Source organism: Achromobacter sp. HNDS-1, assembly GCF_040084795.1.
Lineage (GTDB): Bacteria > Pseudomonadota > Gammaproteobacteria > Burkholderiales > Burkholderiaceae_B > Achromobacter > Achromobacter ruhlandii.
This window is the reverse complement of the sequence record NZ_CP157584.1, coordinates 2,955,515-2,979,390: the sequence shown is the minus strand read 5'-3', so window position 1 is coordinate 2,979,390 and position 23,876 is coordinate 2,955,515. Positions and strand designations below refer to the sequence as shown.

The 23,876-nt window shown below is 68.3% G+C and carries 21 protein-coding genes and 1 riboswitch; of the genes, 12 read left to right on the top strand and 9 right to left on the bottom strand.

Features of this window, described 5'->3' with window-relative positions; all coding sequences use genetic code 11:
- Positions 1 to 2: 2 nt before the first annotated feature.
- From dapF to ABFG95_RS13795, 3 genes are read right to left on the bottom strand one after another with little or no spacing between them, the layout of a single operon-like run.
- On the bottom strand, positions 3 to 914 hold the full coding sequence (gene dapF, locus ABFG95_RS13805) for a diaminopimelate epimerase (RefSeq protein ID WP_278989905.1): 912 nt from the start codon (positions 912 to 914) through the stop codon (positions 3 to 5).
- Positions 915 to 965: 51 nt separating this feature from the next.
- Positions 966 to 1,856 (bottom strand): lysophospholipid acyltransferase family protein, encoded by an 891-nt coding sequence (locus ABFG95_RS13800; protein ID WP_049077062.1) that lies wholly within the window; start codon positions 1,854 to 1,856, stop codon positions 966 to 968.
- A gap of 47 nt (positions 1,857 to 1,903) precedes the next feature.
- Positions 1,904 to 2,770 (bottom strand): lysophospholipid acyltransferase family protein, encoded by an 867-nt coding sequence (locus ABFG95_RS13795; RefSeq protein WP_059272825.1) that lies wholly within the window; start codon positions 2,768 to 2,770, stop codon positions 1,904 to 1,906.
- Between the two features lie 274 nt (positions 2,771 to 3,044).
- Between ABFG95_RS13795 and metK the strand changes: the two genes are divergently transcribed.
- Positions 3,045 to 4,208: a methionine adenosyltransferase gene (metK, locus tag ABFG95_RS13790; RefSeq protein WP_049077057.1), complete on the top strand. Its 1,164-nt coding sequence runs from the start codon at positions 3,045 to 3,047 to the stop codon at positions 4,206 to 4,208.
- A 65-nt stretch (positions 4,209 to 4,273) separates the two neighbouring features.
- Here the strand turns inward: metK and ABFG95_RS13785 are convergent, their stop codons facing one another.
- Together ABFG95_RS13785 and ABFG95_RS13780 are read right to left on the bottom strand one after the other, a co-directional pair.
- Positions 4,274 to 5,701: an amidase gene (locus ABFG95_RS13785; RefSeq protein WP_175144640.1), complete on the bottom strand. Its 1,428-nt coding sequence runs from the start codon at positions 5,699 to 5,701 to the stop codon at positions 4,274 to 4,276.
- Positions 5,702 to 5,799: 98 nt separating this feature from the next.
- Positions 5,800 to 7,104 (bottom strand): MFS transporter, encoded by a 1,305-nt coding sequence (locus tag ABFG95_RS13780; RefSeq protein WP_175144641.1) that lies wholly within the window; start codon positions 7,102 to 7,104, stop codon positions 5,800 to 5,802.
- Positions 7,105 to 7,216: 112 nt separating this feature from the next.
- Here ABFG95_RS13780 and ABFG95_RS13775 point away from each other — a divergent pair, with 112 nt between their 5' ends.
- Positions 7,217 to 8,191 carry an Lrp/AsnC family transcriptional regulator gene (locus ABFG95_RS13775; RefSeq protein ID WP_348996021.1) on the top strand — a complete coding sequence of 325 codons (975 nt, stop codon included), beginning with the start codon at positions 7,217 to 7,219 and terminating at the stop codon, positions 8,189 to 8,191.
- Between the two features lie 54 nt (positions 8,192 to 8,245).
- Here the strand turns inward: ABFG95_RS13775 and ABFG95_RS13770 are convergent, their stop codons facing one another.
- Genes ABFG95_RS13770 through ABFG95_RS13760 form a run of 3 tightly spaced genes read right to left on the bottom strand, consistent with a single transcriptional unit; the run spans position 8,246 to position 12,822 of the window.
- Entirely contained in the window at positions 8,246 to 10,735 is a 2,490-nt protein-coding gene (locus ABFG95_RS13770; RefSeq protein WP_348996020.1) for a branched-chain amino acid ABC transporter ATP-binding protein/permease, read from the bottom strand.
- Positions 10,735 to 11,613 (bottom strand): branched-chain amino acid ABC transporter permease, encoded by an 879-nt coding sequence (locus ABFG95_RS13765; protein ID WP_175144644.1) that lies wholly within the window; start codon positions 11,611 to 11,613, stop codon positions 10,735 to 10,737. Before ABFG95_RS13765 ends, ABFG95_RS13770 begins: the two co-directional genes overlap by 1 nt.
- A gap of 18 nt (positions 11,614 to 11,631) precedes the next feature.
- On the bottom strand, positions 11,632 to 12,822 hold the full coding sequence (locus ABFG95_RS13760) for an ABC transporter substrate-binding protein (RefSeq protein ID WP_047993169.1): 1,191 nt from the start codon (positions 12,820 to 12,822) through the stop codon (positions 11,632 to 11,634).
- Between the two features lie 197 nt (positions 12,823 to 13,019).
- Between ABFG95_RS13760 and ABFG95_RS13755 the strand changes: the two genes are divergently transcribed.
- From ABFG95_RS13755 to ABFG95_RS13745, 3 genes are read left to right on the top strand one after another with little or no spacing between them, the layout of a single operon-like run.
- Positions 13,020 to 13,979, top strand: a complete 960-nt coding sequence (locus ABFG95_RS13755; RefSeq protein ID WP_063583725.1) for a polysaccharide deacetylase family protein — start codon at positions 13,020 to 13,022, stop codon at positions 13,977 to 13,979.
- Positions 13,980 to 14,013: 34 nt separating this feature from the next.
- On the top strand, positions 14,014 to 14,778 hold the full coding sequence (locus ABFG95_RS13750) for a GntR family transcriptional regulator (protein ID WP_006389774.1): 765 nt from the start codon (positions 14,014 to 14,016) through the stop codon (positions 14,776 to 14,778).
- Position 14,779: 1 nt separating this feature from the next.
- The gene (locus ABFG95_RS13745) at positions 14,780 to 15,403 is read left to right on the top strand and encodes a flavin reductase family protein (protein WP_175144645.1); all 624 of its coding nucleotides are present in this window, start codon (positions 14,780 to 14,782) and stop codon (positions 15,401 to 15,403) included.
- Positions 15,404 to 15,421: 18 nt separating this feature from the next.
- On the opposite strand, the gene ABFG95_RS13740 is transcribed toward ABFG95_RS13745, so the two are convergent.
- Positions 15,422 to 16,345: a LysR family transcriptional regulator gene (locus ABFG95_RS13740; protein ID WP_175144646.1), complete on the bottom strand. Its 924-nt coding sequence runs from the start codon at positions 16,343 to 16,345 to the stop codon at positions 15,422 to 15,424.
- 131 nt (positions 16,346 to 16,476) lie between these two features.
- Here ABFG95_RS13740 and ABFG95_RS13735 point away from each other — a divergent pair, with 131 nt between their 5' ends.
- From ABFG95_RS13735 to ahcY, 7 genes are all read left to right on the top strand, one after another.
- On the top strand, positions 16,477 to 17,451 hold the full coding sequence (locus tag ABFG95_RS13735) for a tripartite tricarboxylate transporter substrate binding protein (RefSeq protein WP_059272820.1): 975 nt from the start codon (positions 16,477 to 16,479) through the stop codon (positions 17,449 to 17,451).
- 61 nt (positions 17,452 to 17,512) lie between these two features.
- Positions 17,513 to 18,934 (top strand): 3-isopropylmalate dehydratase large subunit, encoded by a 1,422-nt coding sequence (gene leuC, locus ABFG95_RS13730; protein ID WP_175144647.1) that lies wholly within the window; start codon positions 17,513 to 17,515, stop codon positions 18,932 to 18,934.
- Positions 18,931 to 19,569 carry a 3-isopropylmalate dehydratase small subunit gene (gene leuD, locus ABFG95_RS13725; RefSeq protein ID WP_175144648.1) on the top strand — a complete coding sequence of 213 codons (639 nt, stop codon included), beginning with the start codon at positions 18,931 to 18,933 and terminating at the stop codon, positions 19,567 to 19,569. Before leuC ends, leuD begins: the two co-directional genes overlap by 4 nt.
- A gap of 29 nt (positions 19,570 to 19,598) precedes the next feature.
- A complete protein-coding gene (locus ABFG95_RS13720; RefSeq protein ID WP_175144649.1) occupies positions 19,599 to 20,495 on the top strand; it encodes an alpha/beta hydrolase in 897 nt (298 codons plus the stop codon).
- Between the two features lie 208 nt (positions 20,496 to 20,703).
- Positions 20,704 to 20,940 (top strand): DUF1289 domain-containing protein, encoded by a 237-nt coding sequence (locus tag ABFG95_RS13715; protein ID WP_047993175.1) that lies wholly within the window; start codon positions 20,704 to 20,706, stop codon positions 20,938 to 20,940.
- A gap of 79 nt (positions 20,941 to 21,019) precedes the next feature.
- Positions 21,020 to 22,060, top strand: coding sequence for a glycosyltransferase family 1 protein (locus ABFG95_RS13710; RefSeq protein ID WP_049077029.1), 1,041 nt, complete (start codon positions 21,020 to 21,022; stop codon positions 22,058 to 22,060).
- Between the two features lie 67 nt (positions 22,061 to 22,127).
- Positions 22,128 to 22,263: riboswitch (S-adenosyl-L-homocysteine riboswitch) on the top strand.
- Positions 22,264 to 22,363: 100 nt separating this feature from the next.
- Positions 22,364 to 23,782 carry an adenosylhomocysteinase gene (ahcY, locus tag ABFG95_RS13705; protein ID WP_049077027.1) on the top strand — a complete coding sequence of 473 codons (1,419 nt, stop codon included), beginning with the start codon at positions 22,364 to 22,366 and terminating at the stop codon, positions 23,780 to 23,782.
- The last annotated feature ends 94 nt before the right edge of the window (positions 23,783 to 23,876 follow it).

The following is a 23,876-nucleotide window of genomic DNA, read 5'->3' as shown; positions in this document are numbered from 1 at the left end:
GGTTATCGGTTCAGCGCCATGGAGAAGACGAGCTTGTCGATATCGACCTGGCCCGTGAAGACGGATTCGGCGGGGCCGGTCATGCGCAGCTGGTCGCCATTCCAGGCGATGGTCAGCACGCCGCCGCGCGTCTGCACGCGCACCGGGGAATCGAGCAGGCCGCGGCGGATGCCGGCGGCGACGGCGGCGCAGGCGCCGGTGCCGCAGGCCAGCGTTTCGCCGGCGCCGCGTTCGTGCACGCGCAGGCGGATGTTGTGGCGATCGACGATCTGCATGAAGCCGGCGTTGACGCGGCGGGCGAAGCGCGGGTGATTTTCGATCAGCGGGCCGACGATGGCGACGGGCGCGGTGTCGACGTTGTCCACCACCTGCACGGCGTGCGGGTTGGAGATGGCCACGGCCGACAGGGCCACGCCGCGCGGCAGGCCGGCGGGCACATCGAGTTCCAACTGCCAGAGTGTGTCCTGGCCTTCGGTGCGCGAGGCCAGGCCAGCGGTGTCGAACGGCAACGCGGCCGGGTCGAAACGGGTGCTGCCCATGTCGACGGTGACCTGCTCGTCGTCGCCTTCGTTCAGCACCAGGATGCCGGTGGCGATCTCGGCGCGCAGGGGGTTGCGGTCGGACAGGCCCTGTTCGTGCACGAAACGCACGAAGCAGCGCGCGCCGTTGCCGCAGTGTTCGACTTCGCTGCCATCGGCGTTGAAGATGCGATAGCGGAAGTCGGCGTCGGGCCGGGTGGCGCGTTCGACCAGCAGGATCTGGTCGGCGCCGATGCCGAAGTGACGGTCGCCCAGGGCGCGGGCGCGCTCGGGCGTCATCTCGATGGCCTGGCGGACCCCGTCGAGGACGACGAAATCGTTGCCCGCGCCGTGCATTTTGGTGAAGTTCCAGTTCATGGGGGGATTATCGCCCATTCTGGCCGGGGAAACCGCTTTCGCGCGGCCCCGGGGGAACTCGGATGCGGGTCAGTAGATCTTGGGTTCGCCCGGCGGGCGGGTCTTGAAGCGGCGGTGCACCCAGTAGTACTGGCTGGGACAGCGGCGCACCCAGGCTTCCAGTTCGCGGTTCAGGCGCGCGGTGGCCTCTTCCAGCGAGTCGTCGCCGGGGAAGTTCTCCAGCGGCGGCAGGACTTCCGCGTGATAACGACCGGTTTCGGGGTTCCAGAAGTCCAGGATTGGCAATACCGCCGCGTCCCATTTCTTGGCCAGCTGGGCGGTGGCCAGCAGTGTCGCCGCCTGCACGCCGAAGAAAGGCGCGAACACCGCGCCCTGGCGGCCGAAGTCCATGTCGGGCAGGTAGTACACCGGCCGCGGCGCGCGCAGGTGGCGGATCAGTTCGCGCACCCCATCCTTGCGGCTGACCAGGAACACCTCGTTGAAGCGGGCGCGCCCGGCGGCCACCACCGCGTCGATGTGCGGATCGCTTTGCGGCGTGTACATGGTGGCCGCGCTTGGCACTTCCATGGTGAGCCGGGTCGCGGCCGCGTCCAGGCCGATGAAGTGCGGCGCCAGCAGGATCACCGAGCGGCCCTGGGCGGTCAGGTCGTTGATGCGTTCGGCGCCGCTCTGCGTGACCATGTCCTTGATGGCTTCGGGCGTGCCGTACCACAGCACGCCACGGTCGACGATGGATTGGGCCAGCGCCCGGAAGTGTTCGCGCACCCAGCGTTCGCGCACTTCCTCGGGCTGGTCCGGAAAGCACAGCTCGAGATTGCGGCGCACGATGCGGGTGCGCGACTTGGCCAGGCGCATGGCCAGCCAGCCGAGCGCGGCGCCGATGCGCAGGCGCGTGGACGGCCGCATGCGGCCGAACCATTTCAGCAGGTTGACCAGCGTGCGCGTTTTGGATTCGTTCATGGGCGGATTGTGGGGCTTGGGACCAGGGCGGCGGCGGGGCGGCGGCGTCAGCGGGAGGCGGTGGCCGTGTCCTCGGCGGGCGCGGGCGGGGCGCCGCGCGGGGTCTTGTAGCGGTTGTAGCTCCAGAGATACTGCTGCGGGCAGCGGCGGATCAGCGTTTCCATGGCAGCGTTGAGCAGCGCGGCCTGGGCCTGCGGGTCCGCCGGCAGCGGCTCGGGCACCCGTACGTAGTGGATGCGCCAGCCACGGCCGCCCGGCAGGCGTTCCCCGGCGGTCAGGATGATCGGCACGCCGGTCTGGGTGGCCAGCTTGCCGGGCAAGGTCATGGTGTAGGCCATGCGTCCGAAAAATGGCGCCCAGACGCCGTCGCCGACGCCCGGCGCCTGGTCCGGCAGCATGCCGACCGATTCGCCGCGGCGCAGGGCGCGCACGAATTCCCGCACCCCTTGCATGGTGGCGGGCACGGCATTGACGGCCGAACTGTTGCGCGCGGTTTCCAGCAGCGGCGCCAGGATGTCCTTGCGCGGCGGGCGGAACATCACGGTCATGGGCATCAGGCGGGCCAGGTAGCGCGCGGTGATCTCGAAACAGCCCAGGTGCGGGGTCAGGAACAGGATGCCGCGGTTTTCGGCGCGGGCGGCTTCCACCACCGCGTTGTCGTCCGAGATGACCTGGGCCAGGCTTTGTTCATTGCGAAACCAGACTCGCGGCATTTCCAGGATCATGGCGCCGGCTTCGCCGGCCGCCCGGCGCGCGAAGGCCGCGTCCGGGTAGCCGGCCTGCGTGGCGTTGGCCCGCAGGCGGCGCCGGTACTTGCCCGGGAAGGCGTAGGCAATGCGGCCGAGCAGGCGCCCCAGCGCGTGCGCGACGGGCAGGGGCAGGGCGGCGAACAGGCGGAACAGGGCGAGCAGCATGCGGCAAATGAGTGATATCGGGCATGGTAATACCGGTACTCGGGGGAAAGACCCCACCCCCGGCACAAGCATAAGACCCGCATTTTCGCTTAAAATCGGCAGGTCGCCGAGTTAACCGACAACTTGCGGGGCGACGGCAAGGTCCAGGCGCGTCATGCGTCGCTTGCCAAATCCGCTAAAGCGTCGCGCCCAGATCAGTGCATGCCATGCCGTCCGGGGTGCAACGCGCCTCGTGAACCTATGCTCCGTGTACCGGACACGAAAGGACGCATCTGTGGCCAATAACGACTTTCTCTTCACTTCCGAATCCGTTTCCGAAGGGCACCCCGACAAGGTAGCCGACCAGGTTTCCGACGCGATTCTGGACGCCATCTTCACCCAGGACCCCAACGCCCGCGTGGCGGCGGAAACCCTGTGCAACACGGGTCTGGTCGTGCTGGCCGGTGAAATCACCACCACCGCCAACGTCGATTACATCCAGGTCGCGCGCGACACGATCCGCCGCATCGGCTACGACAACACCGAGTATGGCATCGACTACAAGGGTTGCGCGGTGCTGGTCGCCTACGACAAGCAGTCGCCCGACATCGCCCAGGGCGTGGATCGCAGCTCGGAAGACTACCTGAACCAGGGCGCGGGCGACCAGGGCCTGATGTTCGGCTATGCCTGCGACGAAACGCCCGACCTGATGCCGGCTCCGATCTGGTACGCGCACCGCCTGGTGCAGCGCCAGAGCGAACTGCGCAAGGACGGTCGTCTGCCGTGGCTGCGCCCCGACGCCAAGTCGCAAGTCACCTTCCGCTATATCGACGGCCGCCCAGCGGAAGTCGACACGGTGGTGCTGTCGACCCAGCACGCGCCGGACGTCACGCAAGAGACGATCCGCGAAGCGGTCATCGAAGACATCATCAAGCCCAGCTTCCCCGAAGGCCTGATCACGCCCAAGACCAAGTTCCTGGTCAACCCGACCGGCCGCTTCGTCATCGGCGGTCCGCAGGGCGATTGCGGCCTGACCGGCCGCAAGATCATCGTCGACACCTACGGCGGCGCTTGCCCGCATGGTGGCGGCGCGTTCTCGGGCAAGGATCCGTCCAAGGTCGATCGTTCGGCCGCCTACGCCGCCCGCTACGTGGCCAAGAACATCGTGGCCGCCGGCCTGGCGCGCCAGTGCCAGGTGCAGGTCAGCTACGCCATTGGCGTGGCCGAGCCGATCAACATCACCGTCTACACCGAAGGCACCGGCGTCATTCCCGACGACCAGATCGCCAAGCTGGTGCGCGAGCACTTCGACCTGCGTCCGAAGGGCATCGTCAACATGCTGGACCTGCTGCGCCCGATCTACACCAAGACCGCCGCGTATGGCCACTTCGGCCGTTCCGAGCCGGAGTTCTCGTGGGAAGCCACGGACAAGGTCCAGGCCCTGAAGAAGTCGGCCTGATCCTCCCCGCCTGGCAAGACGCCCCTGCATGCAGGGGCGTTTTCTTTTGGACGGCCTCGGCCGGGTCAGAGGTTCCAGGCCGAGAGGTCGGGTGTGCGCATGACTGGCGCCAGGATGCGTTCCAGCGCCGCGGCGCAGTCCAATAGCGCGGCATCGGCGCCGGCGGGCGCCAGCAATTGCACCGCCATCGGCATGCCGTCGGCGTCGAACCCGGCCGGCAGCGCGATGGCCGCCGCGCCCAGGAAGTTGGCGGGACGCAACAGCCTGCCCAGGCCCGCATGGCGCACGTCGGCAGCGTCCAAGGCCTGTGCGGCCTGGTCGCAGGCCGGCATCAGCAAGGCGTCGATCCCCTGCATGGCGGCGGCGAACGTGGCCATGTCGGCCTGCCGCCGTTGCAGCGCGGCAGCGTAGTCGGCCGGCGCGATGCGGCCGCCGGCGGCGATGCGCGCGCGCACGACTTCCCACAGCGGCTGCGCCGGGTCCTCGGCCAGGTGGCCGAAATGGCGGTAGGCCTCGTAGGCCAGCACCAGCGAGTTGTCGTCCGCCATGCGCGCGAACGACAGCGACGCCGGCGGATGCCAGGTCGCGGGCGTGACGCCGGCCTGGTCCAGTCGTTCCTGCGCCTCGTGCCAGATCCGCAGGCCCTCGTCGGCCAATGCCGCGGGCCAGGCCTGAGGCGCCAGCACCGCGATGGCGCCGCCGCGGCGCGGGGCCGGGCGTCGCAGCGCGGCGATGCTGGCGGCGGAGACGTCCAGCGTGGCGACATCGTCGATATCCGGACCGGCCAGCACCTGCGTCAACAGGCGTGCATCGGCCACGCTGCGGGCGATGGGGCCCAGCACATCCAGTGTCTCGGACAGCGGCAGGCAGCCGGCGCGGCTGATGAGGCCGGAGGACGGCTTGTAGCCGACCACGCCATTGAGCGCGGCGGGCGCGCGCACGGAGCCGCCGGTATCGCCGCCCAGCGCCAGCGGGGCCAGGCCCGCGGCCACCGCGACACCGGCGCCGCTGGACGAGCCGCCGGGTGCGCGCGGGGTGCCCGCGTCCCAGGGGTTGCGGGCGGTGCCCTGGGTCGGGTTCTGGCCCGACAGGCCGAACGCGAATTCGGTCATGCGGGTCTTGCCCAGGATCACCATGCCCTGCGCCGCCAGGCCGCGCACGGCGGTGGCGGTTTCATCGCTGACCACGCCGCGGCGGGTCTGCGAGCCGCCGCTGGCGGTGGTGCCGGCCCATTGCACACTGTCTTTCACCGCCACCGGCACGCCATGCAGGGGCCCCATCGAAATGCCGGCCGCCAGCAGGCGATCGGCGGCTTCGGCCTGGGCCAATGCGCGTTCAGCCGTCACCTCGCTGTACGCGGCCAGGTCGGCCGCGCGGGCAATGCGATCCAGGAAATGGGTGGTGATCTGGCGCGAACTCAATTCGCCCGCACGGATGGCGCGGGCGAGTTCGCGGGCTTCTCGGAAGTGCAGGGCGGTGTCTTGTTCTGGCATGGCTCTCACGAAAAAAGGAAAAGCTTTCCGGCCCAGGAGGAGCCGGAAAGCGTTGAGACGGGGCGTCAGCGCCGGGGGCGGTCTTGTTTCAGCCGGTCTTACTTGAGCGATTGGCCCCGGGTCTCGGGCATGCGGATGAAGGTGATCAGCGTGATGACGGCGCCGGCCAGCACGTAATAGAAGAACCAGCGCTCCATGCCCTTGCTTTGCAGCCAGGTCAGCAGGTAGGGCGTGGTGCCGCCCAGCAGCGCCACGACCAGGTTGTACGGTGTGCCGATACCGACGGCGCGCACGCTGGTGGGGAACTGCTCGGACATGATGGCCGGCGCGATCGACGTGTACATGGCGTACAGCACCAGGCCGAACAGCTCCACGGCCAGGATCGAGCCGAACGACGGGCCCAGCGTGGTCATGAGCGGGTAGAAGAACACCAGGTAGCCGGCGGCGAAGAAGATCAGCTGCGGCTTGCGGCCGATGCGGTCCGACAGCATGCCGAACACGGGCTGCACCAGCATGAAGACGATCAGCGCGACGGTGTTGGCGGCGAACGCCACCTGCGGATCGGCCTTGACCTGGCGGATGGCGTAGGTCGGCACGTACGCCACGAAGATATAGAAGGCGAACGTCGTCAGAATCGAGAAGCCGACGATGCGCAGCACCTCACGCGGGTGCTCGCGCAGCAGGGTGCGCAGCGGCTGTTTTTCGACGCCGGCCTTCTTGGCGTGCGAGAACGCCTCGGTTTCGGGGACCGCGCGGCGGATCCACATGCCCGCCAGGCCACCGAGCGCGCCCAGGAAGAACGGAATGCGCCAGCCCCAGTCGGCCATCTCGGTCTTGGTCAGGGTCGAAGTCAGCAGCCAGCCCACCGCCGACGCCGCCAGGATGCCCACGGCGGCGCTGAAAAAGACGAAGCTGGAGTAAAAACCGCGCTTGTTGGGCGGCGCCATTTCCGCCAGGAAGGTCGTGGCCGAGGCATACTCTCCGCCCAGCGACAGGCCTTGCAGCAGGCGCGCGGCGGTCAGCAGCAGCGGGGCGGCCAGGCCGATGGTGGCATAGGTCGGGGTGACGGCGATGATCAGCGAACCGCCGGCCATCATCAGGATGGTCAGGCCCAGCGCGGCCTTGCGGCCGTAGCGGTCGGAGAAGATGCCGAGCACCCAGCCGCCGACCGGGCGCATGAAGAAGCCGACGGCGAAAATGCCGAAGGTCGCCAGCAGCGCGGCGGTTTCATTGCCTTCGGGGAAGAACTGCTTGGAGAAGAAGATGGCGAATGACGCATAGATGGTCCAGTCGAACCATTCCACCGCATTGCCTACACTACCGGCCAGAATCGTGCGGGCGCGCGACACGGGCGCGGCGTTTGCCCCCTGCGTGGCTCGCAGGGTCGCGGAAGGGGTACTCATAACGTCCTCGGTTTTATTTTTTGGTCAAATAGACCGTTAAATTTTGTGTTTTTATCAATGCGCGAACGTTAGATTAATGAATATGGTCACGTCAAGTAAGGGTAAGTCCCTAATGCCGGCGCTCGATGACACCGATCTGGCCTGCCTGATCGCCTTGCAGGCCGACCCGCGAGCGTCCTGGCGCGAGCTGGGCGCGGCCACCGGCATCGCCGAGCGCACGGTGGCGCGCCGGATCAAGCGGCTGATGGATGCCGACGCCCTGCGCGTCATTGCGGAGGCCGACCCGCTGGCCACAGGCCGTGGCGTGGTGCTGCACGCCTGGGTGCGCTGCCGCTCGGGCCGCGTGGCCGAGGCGGCGGAAGCCCTGGCGCAGCTCGGCATCACTCAGTTGGTGGTGACCCTGGCCGGCACGGCCGATTTGATGGCGGAACTGACGCTGGCGGACGCAGCCGACATGCCCGACGTGGTGACGTGGGTGTTGCCGTCGATCGAGGGGGTGGAGCACGTGGAGGCGCGGTTGGTGCTGCGGCCTTTCCGCCGCGCCGGTCAGTGGCGCATCCAGGCCGGCGACGGCCCGCCCGATGGACCGGAACCGGCGACGGCGCAAACGCCAGCCGCGCTGACCGAGCCGGAACAGCGTATCGTCGCCCATCTGATGCGCGATGGCCGCGCGAGCCTGGCCGAGTTGGCTGCGCATGCCGATGTCAGCGAGCCCACCGTCCATCGCCTGTTGCAACACCTGGTGGAGCGGCGCGCGCTGAGTTTCCGCGTGGAAGTCGAGCCTGCCCTGGTGGGCTTTCCGGTGGAGGCGGTGATCTCGGTGCAGGTGCGGCCGCAGGCGGTCGATGCCCTGGCCGCGCACCTGGCGCTGGATCCGAATACGCGCTGCCTGTTCGGCACCAGCGGCGCTTCGCAACTGTTCTGGCATGTGCTGTGCCGCGACAGCCTGAACTTGTGGGACGTGGTCACGCGCAGGCTTGGCGAACTCGATGGCGTGCTGGCCAGTGAAGTGGGCGTGGTGATGCGCGCCTACAAGCGCTGCGGCATCGTGCGCGAGGGCGCGCGGCTGGGCGGCGAGGCCGCCTGAGCGTTCTGGCGCGGAGCCTGGCGCGCCTGCGCCGCGCCAGGCTCCGGTGCATTCTCACGCGCCGAGGTAGGCGCGCGCCAGCGCTCCATCGGCGGCGATTTCCCGCGCCGTGCCGTGCGCCGCCACGCGGCCGGACTCCAGTACGTAGGCGCGGTCGGCCAGCGACAGCGCCAGCGCGGCCATCTGGTCCACCAGCAGAATCGTCATCGATTCGGCCCGCAGCCTGTCCAGCGCTTCGAACAATTCGTCGATGATCTTCGGCGCCAGGCCGAGCGACGGCTCGTCCAGCAACAGGATCACCGGCTTGGACATCAGCCCGCGCGCGATTGCCAGCATCTGCTGTTCGCCGCCGGACAGCAGGCCGGCGCGCTGGTGCAGCCGCTCGCGCAGGCGTGGAAAGCGCGTCAGCATCTCCTCTACGCGGGCTTCCCGATCGGCCGGATGCAGGAAGGCGCCCAGCCGGATGTTGTCGAGCACGCTCAGGTCCGGGAACACCTGCCGCCCCTCGGGCACCAGGACCAGCCCTCGCGCCACGATGCGGTCCGCGCTCAGCCCCTGCAATTCCTGCCCTTGCAGGTGCATGCCGCCCTGGACGGGCCGGTGCAGCCCGGCCAGGGTGCGCATCAGCGTCGACTTGCCGGCGCCATTGGCGCCAAGCAGCGCCACCATTTCGCCCTCGCGGACCTGCAGGTCGATGCCATGCAGCACCGGGTTGGCGCCGTAGCCGGTGGTCAGGCTGCCTACGCCCAGCACTTCCGGCGCGACGCCGCCAGTCGCCGGACGCGCACGCGCCGTGGGCGCCTGGCGCGCCGCATCGTCGCCCAGGTAGGCTTGCCGCACGGCTTCGGACTGCTGGATCTCGCCGGTGGATCCCTGCGCCAACTCGCGCCCCGCGTCGATGGCGACAACGTGATCCGAGACGCCCATCACCAATGCCATGTCGTGCTCGACCAGCAGTACGCCGGCGCCGGCCTCGGCAATGCGCCGCAGCAGGGCGGCCAGTCGTGTCTTGTCCTCGCGGGACAGGCCCGCCGCGGGCTCGTCCATCAACAGGACGTCGGCGTCGGTGGCCAGCGCGCGGGCAATCTCCACCAGCCTGCGATCCACGTGCGCAAGATCGGCGGCTGGCGTGTCCAGGTCGCCTTCGTATCCGCAAAAGGCCAGCAGGGCGCGGGCCCGCTCGCGCGCATCGGACGACAGATAACGGCGTGCGGCCAGCAGGCCGCCCAGCCGGCCGCGCAACAGGCCCAGTGCGACGTTGTCCTCGACACTCAAAGTGTCGAACAACTGCGAGGTCTGATAGGTGCGCGCGATGCCCTCGCGCGCCACGCGGTGGGCCGGCAGGCCGGCCAGTGGCGCGGCGCCCAGCGCGACGTTGCCGCTGGTGGGCTGGTAATAGCCGCTGAGCATGTTGATGACGGTGGACTTGCCCGCGCCGTTGGGGCCGATCAACGCAGTGATGGCGGCGGGCGCGACGTGAAACGATACGCCCTGCACCGCGCGCACCCCGCCGAACGTCATGGTCAGCGTGTCGGCGCGCAGGGCGCGGCGGGCCCGGCCATTGGCGGCCAGGCCGCCCTGGCGTGGGGCCAGACGCGGTGTCAGGCCGCGTCGCCGCCAGCGGGCCAGCAGTCCCGCCGCGCCTTCGGGCGCCGCCCACAGCACCACGAGCAGGAAGGCGCCGAAGAACAACAGGCGATATTCCTCCAGGCTCGACAGCAGTTCGGGCAGCAGTCCGACCACCACCGCGCCCAGCAAGGGCCCCGCCAGCGAACCGGCGCCGCCGATGGTGACGGCCAGCACGAACAGGATCGACTGCATGAAGTTGAAGTTGTGCGGCGTGATCATGCCGGCCTGGGGCGCATACAGGCCTCCCGCCAGGCCGACCACGGCCGCCGACACCATGAAGGCCACGGCCTTCACCACCAGCGGGTTGATGCCGATGGATTCACTGGCCGTTTCACTGTCCTTGACCGCGCGCATGGCCGCGCCCCAACTGCCGCGCGCCAGCAGCGCATAACCGGCCAGCGCGGCGAACACCGTCACGATCGCGAGCATTGCCACCTCGCGGTCTCCGCCCAGCGCGCCGAGCGCGGGCTGCGCAATGCCCATCAGCCCGTTCTGGCCGCCGGTGAGATCGCCGCCCTCGACCAGGGTGTGTTCCACGATGAAGCCGAAGGCGATCGTGATCATCGCCAGGTAGGGCCCTTGGACTCGCAGCGCCGGGAGCGCCAGCAGCAGCCCGAACGCCCCTGCCACCGCCGCGGCAACGGGCCATGCCAGCCAGAAATTCCAGCCCGCCTGGCCGGTGAGGATAGCCACCGTGTACGCCCCGATGGCGTAGAACGCGGCATGGCCGAACGACATCTGGCCGGTCAGCCCCAGCAGCACGTTCAGGCCGATGCCGGCAAGCGCCAGCAAGGCCACGTTGCCGATCACGAAAACGTAATAGCCGTTGACGCTGGCCGCCAGGGTCAGGCTGACGACCGCCAGCAGGGCGTAGGCGGCCAGCGCCGGCCAAGAGAATGCAGATTGCCGGGCCATCAGACTTTCCTCACGGCCGCGCGGCCGAACAATCCGTTGGGCCGCATGGCCAGGATGGCGATGACCAGCGCGAAGCTGATGATCTGGGTGTAGCCGGAGCCCAGCGCGACGGTGATCAGCCCTTCGGTCACGCCGAACAGCAGGCCGGCGAGCATGACGCCCCAGGCGCTGGTGATGCCGCCCAGGATGGCGACCACGAAGGCCTTCAGTCCGAACAGGGTGCCCATGTCGGCCTGCACGTTGAACAGCGGCGCGACCAGCGCGCCGGCCACGCCCGCGAACAGCGTCGAGACGGCAAAGGCGGCCATGATGGCGCGCCGCACCGGGATGCCCATCAGCCGCGCGGCGTTGGGATTCTGTACCACGGCCAACAGTGCCACGCCCCAGCGCGTGCGTCGCGACAAGGCGTGCAGGGCGGCAGCCAATGCCAGTCCGACCAGCGGGATCAGCAGTTGCAGCGGATACACGCCCAGCCCCAGGCCGCCGATTTCCAGCGGCGCTTGCGCCAGCGGAGACGGCAGGCTGCGGGGCTCCTTGCCGAAGGTGAACATCACCAGGTTGTCCAGCACGATGCCCAAGGCCACCGTCGACATCAGCCAGGCGTTCGAGCCGCGGCTGGCGAATGGCCGCACCGCCAGCCGCTCGACCACCAGGCCATACAGCGCGCACAAGGCCAGCGCCGGCGGCAAGGCGGCCAGCAGCGGCCAGCCCAGCGTCTGCGCGAAGGTATAGGTCAGCACCGCGCCCAGCATCATGGAGCTGCCCTGGGCGAAATTGACCGTGCCGGACACGGCGTAGGTCAGGTAGAAGCCCAGGGCCATCAGCCCATACATGCTACCCAGCCCCAGGCCGCTGACGATGGCGGACATCCACAGCATGCGTCTCTCCCCTCGCGCTTACTGCGCGCCCTTGACGGGCAGGATGCGGTTGTCGACGAAGTGCGTCCACACGTAGTCGTCTTCGCGCAGGGCGTCATGCGAGGCCGGCGTGAAGGGCTGCTCGTAGGTCTTGATCAGGCCTTCATACTTGCCGATCTTGTAGAAGCCCTGGCGCACGGCGTCGCCGTCGGTGGAACCGGCCTGCGCGATCGCCAGCGCCGCCAGTTGCATGCCGTCATAGGCATTGGCCACGCCCACGGCCGGGGTGATGTCCTGCGGACCCTTGATGTCGGAATACTTGGCCTTGAGCGCCTGCATCACTTTCTCGCCCACCGGCCCCTGCTTGCCGAAGAAGCTGTAGGTCTGCACGAAGTGCACATTCTTGGCGTTGGGGCCGGCCAGTTCGGTGAAGCGGCCGCCGGCCGGGCCCCAGTGCGACACCACCGGCACCTTCCAGCCCATGCGGTCCAGCGACTTCACCACCTGGGCCGAGGGCCCGACGTTGCCCACCAGGAACAGCGTGTCGGCGCCGGCCGCTTTCAGGCGGCTCAGTTGCGGCGTGACGTCGAGGTCGGCGGGCTGGAATTTCTCGACGCCGGCCGGCGTGATCTTGGCGGCGGCGAGCGCGGCGTCCAGCCCCTTTTCATTCGATTCGCCCCAGGGGTTATTCACCAGGATCATGCCCGGCTTGGCGCTCTGGAACGTCTTGCGGGCGTACTGCACCATGGCGCTGTCGACGATCTCGTCCATCGCCGAGACGCGGAACACGAAGTTTGGGTTGCCCTTGTTGTGCGTGATCGCGGTGCCGGCGGCCCAGGGGCCCATGAACGGCACCTTCTCCTGGTTGACGATGGGCACGATGGCCATCGACACCGGCGTGTCCAGGCCGCCGAACAGCACGGCGACCTTTTCCTTGTAGATCAGTTCGCGTGCCGCGGCCATGCCCTTGGCGGGGTTGCCTTCGTCGTCGCGCCGCACCAGCACCACCTGGCGCCCGCCCAGCAGGCCGCCCTTGGCATTGATTTCGTCGATGGCGATGGTCATGCCGCGCGTCAAGGCTTCGCCGGCACGCGCCGATTCCCCCGACAGGGCGGTGATCAGGCCGATCTTGATGGGGTCGGCGGCCAGCGCGGGTTGCGCGGCCAGGCCGGCCGCGAACAGGGCGGCGGCAGTGGCGCGGAGCATGAAGGAACGGCGGGTCGGGCGCATCGGGGCACTCCTGGAAAAGTGGAATGGATCTTGCATGGGAGAGGTGCTGCTGCCGTTCCCAATGCAAGATCCATGCCACCCGCGCCTCGGGGGCGTGTCCCAGGGGGAAATTGGTGGTTTGTCGACGCTGGATCCTGTTTTTGTTTTCAAAAGAACAGGGTTTTTGTTCACAATCATGCATCAGGATTTGCACCAAAATGAATCCATCCCTGCTTCAAGGCACTAATGCGGGGCCTGCCGCGCCCTGGTCTCCCGCGCCGCTGGCCGGCCACGACCGCTTCGCCTACCAGCCCATCACCGGCCGCGCGGACTACGCCTGGCCCAACGGCGCGCGGCTGGCCGTCTACCTGGGGTTCAACATCGAGCATTTCGCCTTTGGCGAGGGGCTGGGCGCCGAGCTGGGGCCGGCCTCGCCGCATCCGGATGTGCTCAATTACGCCTGGCGCGAGTACGGCAACCGGGTGGGCGCCTGGCGCTGCCTGGAACTGTTCGACGCGTTGGGACTGCCGACCGGCGCGCTGATCAACACCGCGCTGTATGACCATTGTCCGGAACTGGTCGATGCCTGCCTGGCGCGCGGCGACGAGCTGATCGGCCACGGCTACAGCAACGCGCATCGCCAGGGAGGGTTGGGCGAGGCCGAGGAACGAGCGCTGCTTGAACACTGCCGCGAGCGCATCGGCCGCCACGCGGGCAGCGCCCCGGCCGGCTGGCTGTCGCCATGGATTTCGGAAAGCCGCGCCACCCCGGACCTGCTGGCCGAGACCGGCTACCGCTACACCTTGAATTGGTGCCACGACGACCAGCCCACGCGCATGCGCACGCGTGGCGGCGATCTGTGGGCGATTCCCTACCCGCAGGAGCTGAACGACATTCCCATGATCATGGGCCGCAAGATGGATGCGCGCGATTTTGCCGATATGATTCTCGACCAGTTCGAGGAAATGCGGCTCCAGGCGCAGCGCCAGCCCCTGGTGATGGGCATCGCGCTGCATCCGTATATCGTGGGGCAGCCCTACCGTCTGCGGCACCTGCGCCGGGCGCTGGCCCCGCTGGCGGCCGCGCGCGACCGGGGCGAGATCTGGTTCGCCACGCCGGGCCAGATCTGCGCGCACGTCGATGGACTGTCGCCAGCGCCCGGACTGTCTTCCCGTTGACCGACCCTTTGTCTTCGTTGCCACCGAGTCCGCCATGCCTACCCGCGATCCCGCCAAATCCCGTCCCAGGGCGACGCCTTCGCGCCGCGCCGCCGCCGCCGTGTCCGAACACCTGGAGGACACCGCCCCCGATGCCGACATGGAGCGCCGCATTTGCGAGGCGGTCTATGAAAGTGTCATGAGCCAGCGGCTGACACCGGGCACCAAGCTGCCCGAGGCGGCGCTGTGCGACATCTTCGGCGTTTCGCGCTCGGTCGCGCGCAAGGCGCTGCAGCGCCTGGCCCACGAGCATGTGGTCGACCTGCACCACAACCGCGGCGCGGTGGTGGCCGAGCCCACCCCCGAGGACACGCGCCAGATCTTCGAGGCGCGGCGCGCGCTGGAAGCGGCCCTGTTGCCGCTGGCGGCCGCGCGCGCCACCAAGGCCGACTACGCCTCGCTGCGCAAGCAGTTGCGCGACGAGCACGCCTTGCTGCACCGCGCCGGCCAGCCTGCCTGGGCGCGCCAGGCCAGCGCCTTCCATGTGCGTCTGGGCGAGCTGTCGGGCAACGCCATCCTGCACGGCTACCTGGCCGAACTGGTGTCGCGCTGCTCGCTGATCGTGGCGCTGTATGAACCGCCCGGCAACGCCGCCTGCGAGCATGGCGAGCACGTGCAGATCGTCGATCTGATGGAACAGGGGCAGGTGGCCGAGGCGGTCAAGATCAACGACAACCATCTCGCGGACCTGGAGCGGCGCATCAGCCTGGAGCGCCCGCAGCCCGCACAAACCCTGGCCCAGATGCTGGGAATGGCCTGACATGGACATCGACTTCGATTCAATCACCGAATACCAGCGCTACAAGCTGATGGCCAGCCTGATCGTGCCACGGCCGATCGCGCTGATCACCACGCTGTCCGAAACCGGCGTGGTCAATGCCGCGCCCTTCAGCATGTTCAACATGCTGGGCGAGGATCCTCCCATCATCATGGTCAGCATCAACCGGCTCGAGGATGGCAACCTGAAGGACACCGCGCGCAACATCGCGCGCGACCGCGAATTCGTGGTGCACCTGACCGACGAGGCCATGGCCGAGAAGATGCACCGCTGCGGCGACCGCCTGCCGGCCGACGTCAGCGAGCTGGCGCACGCCGGCCTGGACGCCGCGCCCAGCCAGCGGGTGGCGCCGCCGCGCATCGTGCAGGCGCCGGTGGCATTCGAATGCACCCTGTTCGAGACCCTGGAAACCGCCAGCCGCCAGATCTTCATCGGCCAGGTGCGCTGGCTGCATGCGCGCGACGGCCTGATCGACACGGACACCTGGCGCGTGCGGCTGCAGGATTATTTTCCGGTGGGCCGCTTTGGCGCCAGCTTCTACGTCACCACGCGCGACCGCTATGCCATCGGCGACATGCCGGCCAGCACCGCCATCGACGAGATCTGACAGCGCGCGGGACGTTCGTCACCACACGGCGGCCTGCGAACCCGGCGCGCGCAGGTGGCGGGCGAAGCGTTGCGCCAGGAAATCGACGAAGGCCAATGTCTTGGCCGGCAGGTTGAGCCGCTCCGGGTACAGCACGTGGATGTCCGCCGGCGGCGTCGCCCAGTCGGTCAGCACCTGGCGCAGGCGGCCGGCGCGCAGCAGCGCGGCGGTCTCCCATTCCGAACGCATGACGATGCCGTGGCCGTCCAGCGCCCATTCCAGCGCGCTCTGGCCGTCATTCGAACTGACTGGGCCGCGCACCTTCACGGTTTCCGTGCGCGAGCCGGATTCGAGCCGCCAGGTGCCGTAGGCGACGTCGTTCTCGCGCACCACGATGCAGCGGTGGCGCTGCAACTCTCCGGGTGTGCGCGGCTCGCCAAAGGTTTCCAGGTAGCGCGGCGACGCGCACAGCAGGCGCCGGTTGGAGGCGATCTTGCGCGCGGTCAGGCGCGCGTCGGGCAAGTCGCCGAAGCGCACCGCGGCGTCGAAGCCTTCTTCGATCAGGTTCAGGGGCCTGTCGGTCAGGCGCAGTTGCACTTCCACTTCCGGATATTGCCGCGCGAAATCGGAGATGGCGGGCGTCACGTGGGCGCGGCCAAAGCCGAAGGTGGCGTTCAGGCGCAGCAGCCCCTGCGGCTGGGCGCGGCTGCTCGACACGGATCGTTCCAGCGCCTGAAGATCGGCCAGGATGCGGCTACCCTCGGCCAAGTACAGCTCGCCTTCCTGGCTGACGCTGACGCGCCGCGTGCTGCGGTTCAGCAGGCGTACGCCCAGACGCTGTTCCAGCTTGGCCAGCCGCGTGCTGACCGCCGGCGGCGTCAGGCCGAGCTCGCGCGCGGCGGCCGACAGATTGCCGTGCTTGACCAGCAGGGAGAAGAAGGCTAGGTCCGACAGCGCGTCCATGGATTTATTTATAAATTCAATTTAATAAAGATTTATTTTATTCATCCATTATAAGAATGGAACGGACTTATACACTGGGTCGACCGATACACAGAGCCGCCTGACGCGGCCGCCCTCAAGGAGACCCACCCATGAAAGTCCGCCATCTGTTGTGCGCGCTGACCGCCGCCGCGTCCTGTTGGACGGCGCCGGCCATGGCAGCCAATGCCTTTCCGCAGCGCCCGATCACCCTGGTGGTGCCGTTCGCTCCGGGCGGCAGCGTGGATATCGCCGCGCGCCTGATTTCCGACGCCTGGGGCAAGGCCCTGGGCCAGAGCGTGATCGTCGAAAACCGCGCCGGCGCCTCCGGCAACATCGGCATGGCCGCCGTGGCCCGCGCCGAGCCCAATGGCTACACGCTGGGCATCAACACCATGTCGCTGGCGATCAATCCGGCGCTGTTCCGCGCCATGCCGTTCGACACCGCCCGCGATCTGCGTTCGGTCGGCACGGTTGGAACTTCGCAGCATGTGCTGACGGTGTCACCGTCGCTGCCGGTGAACGATGTCAAGGAACTGCTCGATTACATCCGCGCGCGCCCGGCGAATGCACTCAGCTTCGGCTCCGCCGGCACGGGCAGCACTTTTCACATGGCCGCTGAACTGTTCAAGGCGGTCTCCGGCACGCAGATCCTGCACGTGCCTTACAAGGGCGGCGGTCCGGCCATGGTCGACACCATCAGCGGCCAGGTGCAGATGAGCTTCCCCGTGCTGTCCGCGGCCAAGCCGCAGGTCGACGGCAAGAAGCTCAAGGCACTGGGCGTGACCGGCACCACCCGCTCGCCGCTGCTGCCGGACGTGCCTACCATCGCCGAGTCCGGCCTGCCCGGCTATGCCTTCACCACCTGGTTCGCGGTCAGCGCGCCGGCCGGCACGCCGCAGGCTGTCGTGGACACGCTGAACGCCAAGCTGGCGCAGGCCCTCCAATCGCCCGAATTGTCAGATCGCATGCGCCGCGAAGGGTTCGATCCGCTCGTTTCGACGCCCGCCGAGACCGACGCCATGGTCAAGGGCGAAATGACGCGCTGGGCCGGCATCGTCAAGGACGCCGGCATCGAGGCCAATTGACGGCCGGCGACACATCGCGCGCCTCGCGTGGGCGCGTTGTTCTAAGCAAGGAAGCACCGACATGCCTGGCATGACGCTATACGACAAGCTGGTGGCGAGCCATGAAGTGGCCCGCATCGACGACGAGCACATCCTGCTGTACGTGGATCTGCACATCATGAACGAATACACCAGTCCGCAGGCCTTCAGCGGCCTGGCCGCGCGCGGCCGCGATGTGCTTCGGCCCGCGCAGCAGATGGCGGTGGTGGACCACATCATCCCCACCCATCCGGTGCCGGCCGCGCTGCGCGTGATTGCGGATGACGCTTCCTCGCGCCAGGCCCGCAACCTCAAGCGCAATTGCGACGAGCAGCGCATCGCGCTGTTCGACACCACCGACCCGTTGCAAGGCATCGAACACGTGATCGCGCCCGAGCACGGCATGATCCTGCCGGGCATGGTGGTGCTGTGCGGCGACAGCCACACCACCACCTACGGCGCGCTGGGAGCGCTGGGTTTCGGCATCGGCACTTCGGAAGTCGAGCACATCCTGGCGACGCAGACGCTGGTCTACCGGGTCGCGCGCAACATGCGCATCCGCGTCGACGGCCGCCTGGGCGCGGGCGTATCGGCCAAGGACCTGGTGATCTACGTGGTCCACCGCATCGGCGCGCAGGGCGCGCGCGGCCATGCCGTGGAATTCTGCGGCAGCGCCATCGAAGGCCTGTCGGCCGAGGCCCGCATGACCCTGTGCAACATGACGGTGGAAGCCGGCGCCCGCGCCGCGCTGATCGCACCCGACGCCACCACCGACGCCTATGTCGCTGCCCGCGCGCGACACCTGGACGCCAGCGAACTGGCGCAGGCGCGCGCCTATTGGGCCACCCTGCGCACGGATGCCGACGCGGCGTTCGACGCCGAGCATGTCTTCGACGCGGCGCTGATCGCGCCGTTCGTGACCTGGGGCACTAGCCCGGACCAGGCCATGCCGATCACCGGCACGGTCCCCGATCCCCAGGCCGAGCCGGATGCGCTGGCACGCCTGGCGCTGGAAAAGGCCGTGGAATACATCGGCCTGCAGCCCGGTGCGCCGATCGCCGGGGTGCCGATCGAGCGGGTCTTCATCGGCTCGTGCACCAATGGGCGCATCGAGGACCTGCGCGTGGTGGCCGACATCGTGCGTGGCCGCAAGGTGGCCGATGGCGTGCGCGCCATGGTGGTGCCGGGCTCGGGCGCGGTGCGCGCCCAGGCCGAGGCCGAGGGCATCGCCGCCACGCTGGTCGATGCCGGCTTCGAATGGCGCCAGCCGGGCTGTTCCATGTGCCTGGCCATGAACGACGACGTGCTGCGGCCGGGCGAGCGCTGCGCATCCACCACCAACCGCAACTTCGAGGGCCGCCAGGGCCGCGCCGGGCGCACCCATCTGATGAGCCCGGCCATGGCCGCCGCCGCCGCGCTGGCCGGCCGCATCGTCGACGTGCGCGACTTGGAGAACCTGCAATGAACCAGATCATCAGCGGCGTTGCCGCGCCGTTGCCGTATTCCAATCTGGACACCGACCAGATCATGCCGAAGCAGTTCCTGCGCATCATCGACAAGGCCGGGTTGGATCGCGGCCTGCTCTATGACCTGCGCTTTGACGCCGACGGCGAGCCGCGGCCGGACTGTGTACTGAACCAGCCCGCTTACGCGGGCGCGTCGGTGCTGGTGGCCGGCCCCAACTTCGGCTGCGGCTCCAGCCGCGAGCATGCCGTCTGGGGACTGATGCAGTACGGTATCCGCGCCGTTGTGGCCGCCAGCTTTGGCGAGATCTTCTACTTCAACGCGCTCAATAATGGTCTGCTGCTGGTGAGCCTGCCGCCGGCCGATGTCGACGCGCTCTTGGCGTGGGTGTCCGACCCCGGCGCCAACCGCGTCGAGATCGACGCGCTGGCGGGCACGGTGCGGGCCGCCGACGGCTGGACCGGGCATTTCGACTTGCCGGCGCGGCACCGCCGCATGTTCTCGCAAGGGCAGGACATGGTGGGCGCCTCGTTACAGCAGTTGGCGGATGTGGAACACTTCGAGGCCGGCCACTGGGCGCGGCATCCCTGGATGAAAGACGTGGCGCGCCGCGTGCGCGACCGGCTCGGCCAATGAACGCCACAGACTGAGAGGCACCGACCGCAATGACCGCTTTCTTCGATCTTCCCGTGCGCCGCCACGAGGTCAACGGTATTCACATCGCCGCCCGCATCGACGGCCAGGGGCCGCCGCTGCTGTTGCTGCACGGCCATCCGCAGACCCACGCCATCTGGCACCGGGTGTGGCCCGAGCTGACGCGCCGCCACACGTGCGTGGCGGCCGACCTGCGCGGCTACGGCGACAGCGACAAGCCGGCCGCCATGCCGGACCATGCCGCGCATTCCAAGCGCACCATGGCCGCCGACATGGTGGCGCTGATGCGCGCCCTGGGCCATCAACGTTTCGATGTGCTGGCCCACGACCGCGGCGCGCGTGTCGCGCACCGGCTGGGACTGGACCATGCCGACGCGGTCGGGCGCATGATGCTGCTGGACATCGCGCCGACGCTGGACATGTACGAAAACACCACCCGCGCCTTCGCCCAGGCCTACTACCACTGGTTCTGGCTGATCCAGCCCGCGCCCATGCCGGAGACCATGATCGAACGCGACCCGGTGTTCTACCTGCGTTCGGTGATGGGCGGCCGGCCTGGCGGGCTGGCGCATTTCTCCGCTGAGGCGATGGCCGAGTATGAACGCGCCGCGCGCCTGCCGGGTTGGGCCACCGGTATCTGCGAAGACTACCGCGCGTCCGCCACGCTGGATCTGGAGCACGACCGCCAGGGCCGCGCGGCCGGCGAGCGCCTGCGCATGCCGCTGCGCGTGCTGTGGGGCGAGCGCGGCGCGGTGGGGCGCAATTTCGATGTGCTGGGATTGTGGCGGGCGGTGGCCGACGAGGTCACGGGCGGACCGTTGCCCGGCGCCCACTACCTGGCCGAGGAAACGCCCGACGCATTGCTGCGCGAAGTGGCCGGCTTTTTCGGCTGGGGCGGGCGGGAATAGAGGCGGCTGCCCTCGCGGCCGGCACGGGCCAGCGCGGGTGCCGCAGCAGCCTGCTTGGCGACTTTCCATCGCCCTCCACGCCGGCCGTCGCCACCGGCCGGCAGTCAGGCCTGCGGCCTGGATGGTCCCTTGGCCTGTTGTCAATCAAGCCACGGCGGGCGATAGGGCCATCCAAAAAGGGACGCACCGCCGGTGGTAACCTTCGGCCATGAATCCCTCTTTTGCCGATCTGACCGAATTGCCTGAACCGGAGGACGCCCAGCGCGCCTTCCGGGCCTCGGATTCCCCCTGCGTTGCCGTTTGTTCCACGCTGTTCGACGATATCTGCCGGGGCTGCGGCCGCACGGCCATGGAAGTGGCCAACTGGGTCTTCATGACGGAAGAGGAAAAGCGCGAGGTCTGGATCCGCATCAAGGCGCAGGGGTATCCCCGCCGCAACAACTAGGCCGGCGGCGCCGGGCGCGGTCTTGAGGGTGTCACATGGCGCGGGCTAAATCGCGCTATTGCCCACTTCCGGCCCCATCATGCGCATCGTCCTGGTTACGGATGCCTGGCATCCGCAAGTCAACGGCGTCGTCCGCACCTGGACGACCATGCAGCAGATCCTCACCGATTGGGGCCACGAGCTGATCGTGGTGAATCCCCAGGGCAGCCGCACCGTGCCGGCCCCCTCGGAGCCTGATTTGCGGCTGTGCCTGCAGCCGGGGCGGCAATTGCGCCGCATCCTGGGCGATATCGTGCCCGACGCGCTCCATATCGCCACCGAAGGCCCGCTGGGCCTGGCGGCGCGGCGCATGGCGCTGTCGCGCGGCTGGCGCTTCACCACCTCGTTCCACACCATGTTCCCTGACTACCTGCAGGCGCGCATGGGCATTCCCGCCGCGTTGCCGTGGCGCTTCCTGCGCTGGTTTCACCGACCGTCGCAATGCGTGCTGGTGCCCACGCCGACCGTGCGCGACATCCTGGTGCGGCGCGGTTTCGCCAACCTGCGCATCTGGTCGCGCGGGGTCGATCCGCGCAAATTCCAGCCCACCCCGGGCCGGGCGTTCCAGGACCTGCCGCGCCCCGTCTTCCTGTCGGTCGGCCGGGTGGCGCGCGAGAAGAACCTGGATGCGTTCCTGTCGCTGGACCTGCCCGGCAGCAAGGTGGTGGTGGGCGCGGGCCCCGACGAGGCGCGGCTGAAAAAGCGCTTTCCCCAGGCGGTGTTCCTGGGCATGCAGAACGACGAGGCCCTGCCGACGTTCTACGGCGCGGCGGACGTCTTCGTGTTTCCCAGCCTGACGGACACGTTCGGCCTGGTGATGCTGGAGGCCATGGCTTGCGGCACGCCGGTGGCGGCGTTCCGCAGCGAGGCGCCGCTGGCGGTGGTGACGCAAGGCGTCACCGGTTTCCTGGACGACGATCTGGCCCACGCCTGCCGCGCCGCCTTGCCGCTGGACCGGCACGCCGTGCGCGAGCACGCCCTGACGCGCAGCTGGGATGCCGTGGCCACGGATCTGCTGGCATCGCTGGTGCCGCTGACCCCCGGCGCGGAGCTGGCCAGGCCCTTGGCCCCGGCAGGCTGAGCGCCGCCGATCCGACATTGCATATCGGGCTTTCCACCGCCCGGGCCAAACCGGTACAATGCCCGTCAATCCTGAGGAGCGTTGCGACGACCTCGCGGTTCCCGCCATCTCCCATGGCCCGCGGAACCCGGTTCGCCAGGCTCAGGAATCCTTGTTCAAGCGCCGTGCCACGCACGGCGTTACAGCAACGGCGCTCACCTTTTGTCGCGTATGGCGGAAAAGGCGAGCACTCGATTGTCGTGGTGGTTTCGCGTTGTCCGGCCGTATCGTGCGCCGTTCGTCATTCACGTGGAGCTACACACCATGAACGCTGTCACCGATAAATCCTTCTCCGACTACATCGTCGCCGACCTGTCGCTGGCAGGCTGGGGCCGTCGCGAGCTGGCCATCGCCGAAACCGAAATGCCCGGCCTGATGGCCATCCGCGAAGAGTTCGCCGCCAAGCAGCCGCTCAAGGGCGCCCGCATCGCCGGCAGCCTGCACATGACCATCCAGACCGGCGTCCTGATCGAGACGCTGGTGGCCCTGGGCGCCGAAGTGCGCTGGGCCTCGTGCAACATCTTCTCCACGCAGGACCACGCCGCCGCCGCCATCGCCGCGTCGGGCACGCCGGTCTTCGCCGTCAAGGGCGAAACGCTGGAAGAATACTGGCAGTACACCCACAAGATCTTCGAATGGCCTAATGGCCAGAACGCCAACATGATCCTCGACGATGGCGGCGACGCCACGTTGATGCTGCACCTGGGCACCAAGGCCGAGAAGGACATCTCGGTGCTGGCCAACCCCGGCAGCGAGGAAGAGCGCGTGCTGTACGCCGCCATCAAGAAAACGCTGGAGCGAGATCCGAAGTGGTACTCGACCCGCCTCGCCCTGATCAAGGGCGTGACCGAGGAAACCACCACCGGCGTGCACCGCCTGTACCAGATGTCGCAGAAGGGCGAGCTGGCCTTCGCCGCCATCAACGTCAACGACTCGGTCACCAAGTCCAAGTTCGACAACCTGTACGGCTGCCGTGAATCGCTGGTCGACGGCATCAAGCGCGCCACCGACGTGATGGTCGCCGGCAAGATCGCCGTGGTGGCCGGTTACGGCGACGTGGGCAAGGGTTGCGCCCAGGCGCTGGTCGCCCTGCGCGCCCAGGTGTGGGTCACCGAAATCGACCCGATCTGCGCCCTGCAGGCCGCCATGGAAGGCTTCAAGGTCGTGACCATGGAAGAAGCCGCCGCCCACGGCGACATCTTCGTCACCGCCACCGGCAACTTCCACGTCATCACGCGTGAGCACATGAACGCCATGAAGGACCAGGCGATCGTCTGCAACATCGGCCACTTCGACAACGAAATCGACGTCGCCAGCCTGGCCGACTGCAAGTGGGAAGAGATCAAGCCGCAGGTCGACCACGTCATCTTCCCGGACGGCAAGCGCATCATCCTGCTGGCCCAGGGCCGCCTGGTGAACCTGGGTTGCGCCACCGGCCACCCCTCGTTCGTGATGTCGTCGTCGTTCGCCAACCAGACCATCGCCCAGATCGAACTGTTCACGCGCAACGAAGCCTACAAGTCGGGCGAAGTCTACGTGCTGCCCAAGCACCTGGACGAGAAGGTCGCGCGCCTGCACCTGAAGAAGCTGGGCGTGAACCTGACCACGCTGCGCAAGGACCAGGCCGACTACATCAGCGTGCCGGTCGAAGGTCCTTACAAGCCGAATCACTACCGCTACTGATGCTTGTAGCAAAATAGGAAAGTGCCGCGCCATGTCGGCGCGGGCTTTCCGGTCCGCGGGGCTTGCCCGTCTCGCCTGGCGATGGCGGGGCCGC

Excerpts from the sequence above, each read along its gene's own strand:
- dapF (WP_278989905.1), bottom strand. The coding sequence starts at position 914 with ATGGGCGATAATCCCCCCATGAACTGGAACTTCACCAAAATGCACGGC.
- ABFG95_RS13800 (WP_049077062.1), bottom strand. The coding sequence starts at position 1,856 with ATGAACGAATCCAAAACGCGCACGCTGGTCAACCTGCTGAAATGGTTC.
- ABFG95_RS13795 (WP_059272825.1), bottom strand. The coding sequence starts at position 2,770 with ATGCTGCTCGCCCTGTTCCGCCTGTTCGCCGCCCTGCCCCTGCCCGTC.
- ABFG95_RS13785 (WP_175144640.1), bottom strand. The coding sequence starts at position 5,701 with ATGCCAGAACAAGACACCGCCCTGCACTTCCGAGAAGCCCGCGAACTC.
- ABFG95_RS13780 (WP_175144641.1), bottom strand. The coding sequence starts at position 7,104 with ATGAGTACCCCTTCCGCGACCCTGCGAGCCACGCAGGGGGCAAACGCC.
- ABFG95_RS13775 (WP_348996021.1), top strand. The coding sequence starts at position 7,217 with ATGCCGGCGCTCGATGACACCGATCTGGCCTGCCTGATCGCCTTGCAG.
- ABFG95_RS13770 (WP_348996020.1), bottom strand. The coding sequence starts at position 10,735 with ATGGCCCGGCAATCTGCATTCTCTTGGCCGGCGCTGGCCGCCTACGCC.
- ABFG95_RS13765 (WP_175144644.1), bottom strand. The coding sequence starts at position 11,613 with ATGCTGTGGATGTCCGCCATCGTCAGCGGCCTGGGGCTGGGTAGCATG.
- ABFG95_RS13760 (WP_047993169.1), bottom strand. The coding sequence starts at position 12,822 with ATGCGCCCGACCCGCCGTTCCTTCATGCTCCGCGCCACTGCCGCCGCC.
- ABFG95_RS13755 (WP_063583725.1), top strand. The coding sequence starts at position 13,020 with ATGAATCCATCCCTGCTTCAAGGCACTAATGCGGGGCCTGCCGCGCCC.
- ABFG95_RS13750 (WP_006389774.1), top strand. The coding sequence starts at position 14,014 with ATGCCTACCCGCGATCCCGCCAAATCCCGTCCCAGGGCGACGCCTTCG.
- ABFG95_RS13745 (WP_175144645.1), top strand. The coding sequence starts at position 14,780 with ATGGACATCGACTTCGATTCAATCACCGAATACCAGCGCTACAAGCTG.
- ABFG95_RS13740 (WP_175144646.1), bottom strand. The coding sequence starts at position 16,345 with ATGGACGCGCTGTCGGACCTAGCCTTCTTCTCCCTGCTGGTCAAGCAC.
- ABFG95_RS13735 (WP_059272820.1), top strand. The coding sequence starts at position 16,477 with ATGAAAGTCCGCCATCTGTTGTGCGCGCTGACCGCCGCCGCGTCCTGT.
- leuC (WP_175144647.1), top strand. The coding sequence starts at position 17,513 with ATGCCTGGCATGACGCTATACGACAAGCTGGTGGCGAGCCATGAAGTG.
- leuD (WP_175144648.1), top strand. The coding sequence starts at position 18,931 with ATGAACCAGATCATCAGCGGCGTTGCCGCGCCGTTGCCGTATTCCAAT.
- ABFG95_RS13720 (WP_175144649.1), top strand. The coding sequence starts at position 19,599 with ATGACCGCTTTCTTCGATCTTCCCGTGCGCCGCCACGAGGTCAACGGT.
- ABFG95_RS13715 (WP_047993175.1), top strand. The coding sequence starts at position 20,704 with ATGAATCCCTCTTTTGCCGATCTGACCGAATTGCCTGAACCGGAGGAC.
- ABFG95_RS13710 (WP_049077029.1), top strand. The coding sequence starts at position 21,020 with ATGCGCATCGTCCTGGTTACGGATGCCTGGCATCCGCAAGTCAACGGC.
- ahcY (WP_049077027.1), top strand. The coding sequence starts at position 22,364 with ATGAACGCTGTCACCGATAAATCCTTCTCCGACTACATCGTCGCCGAC.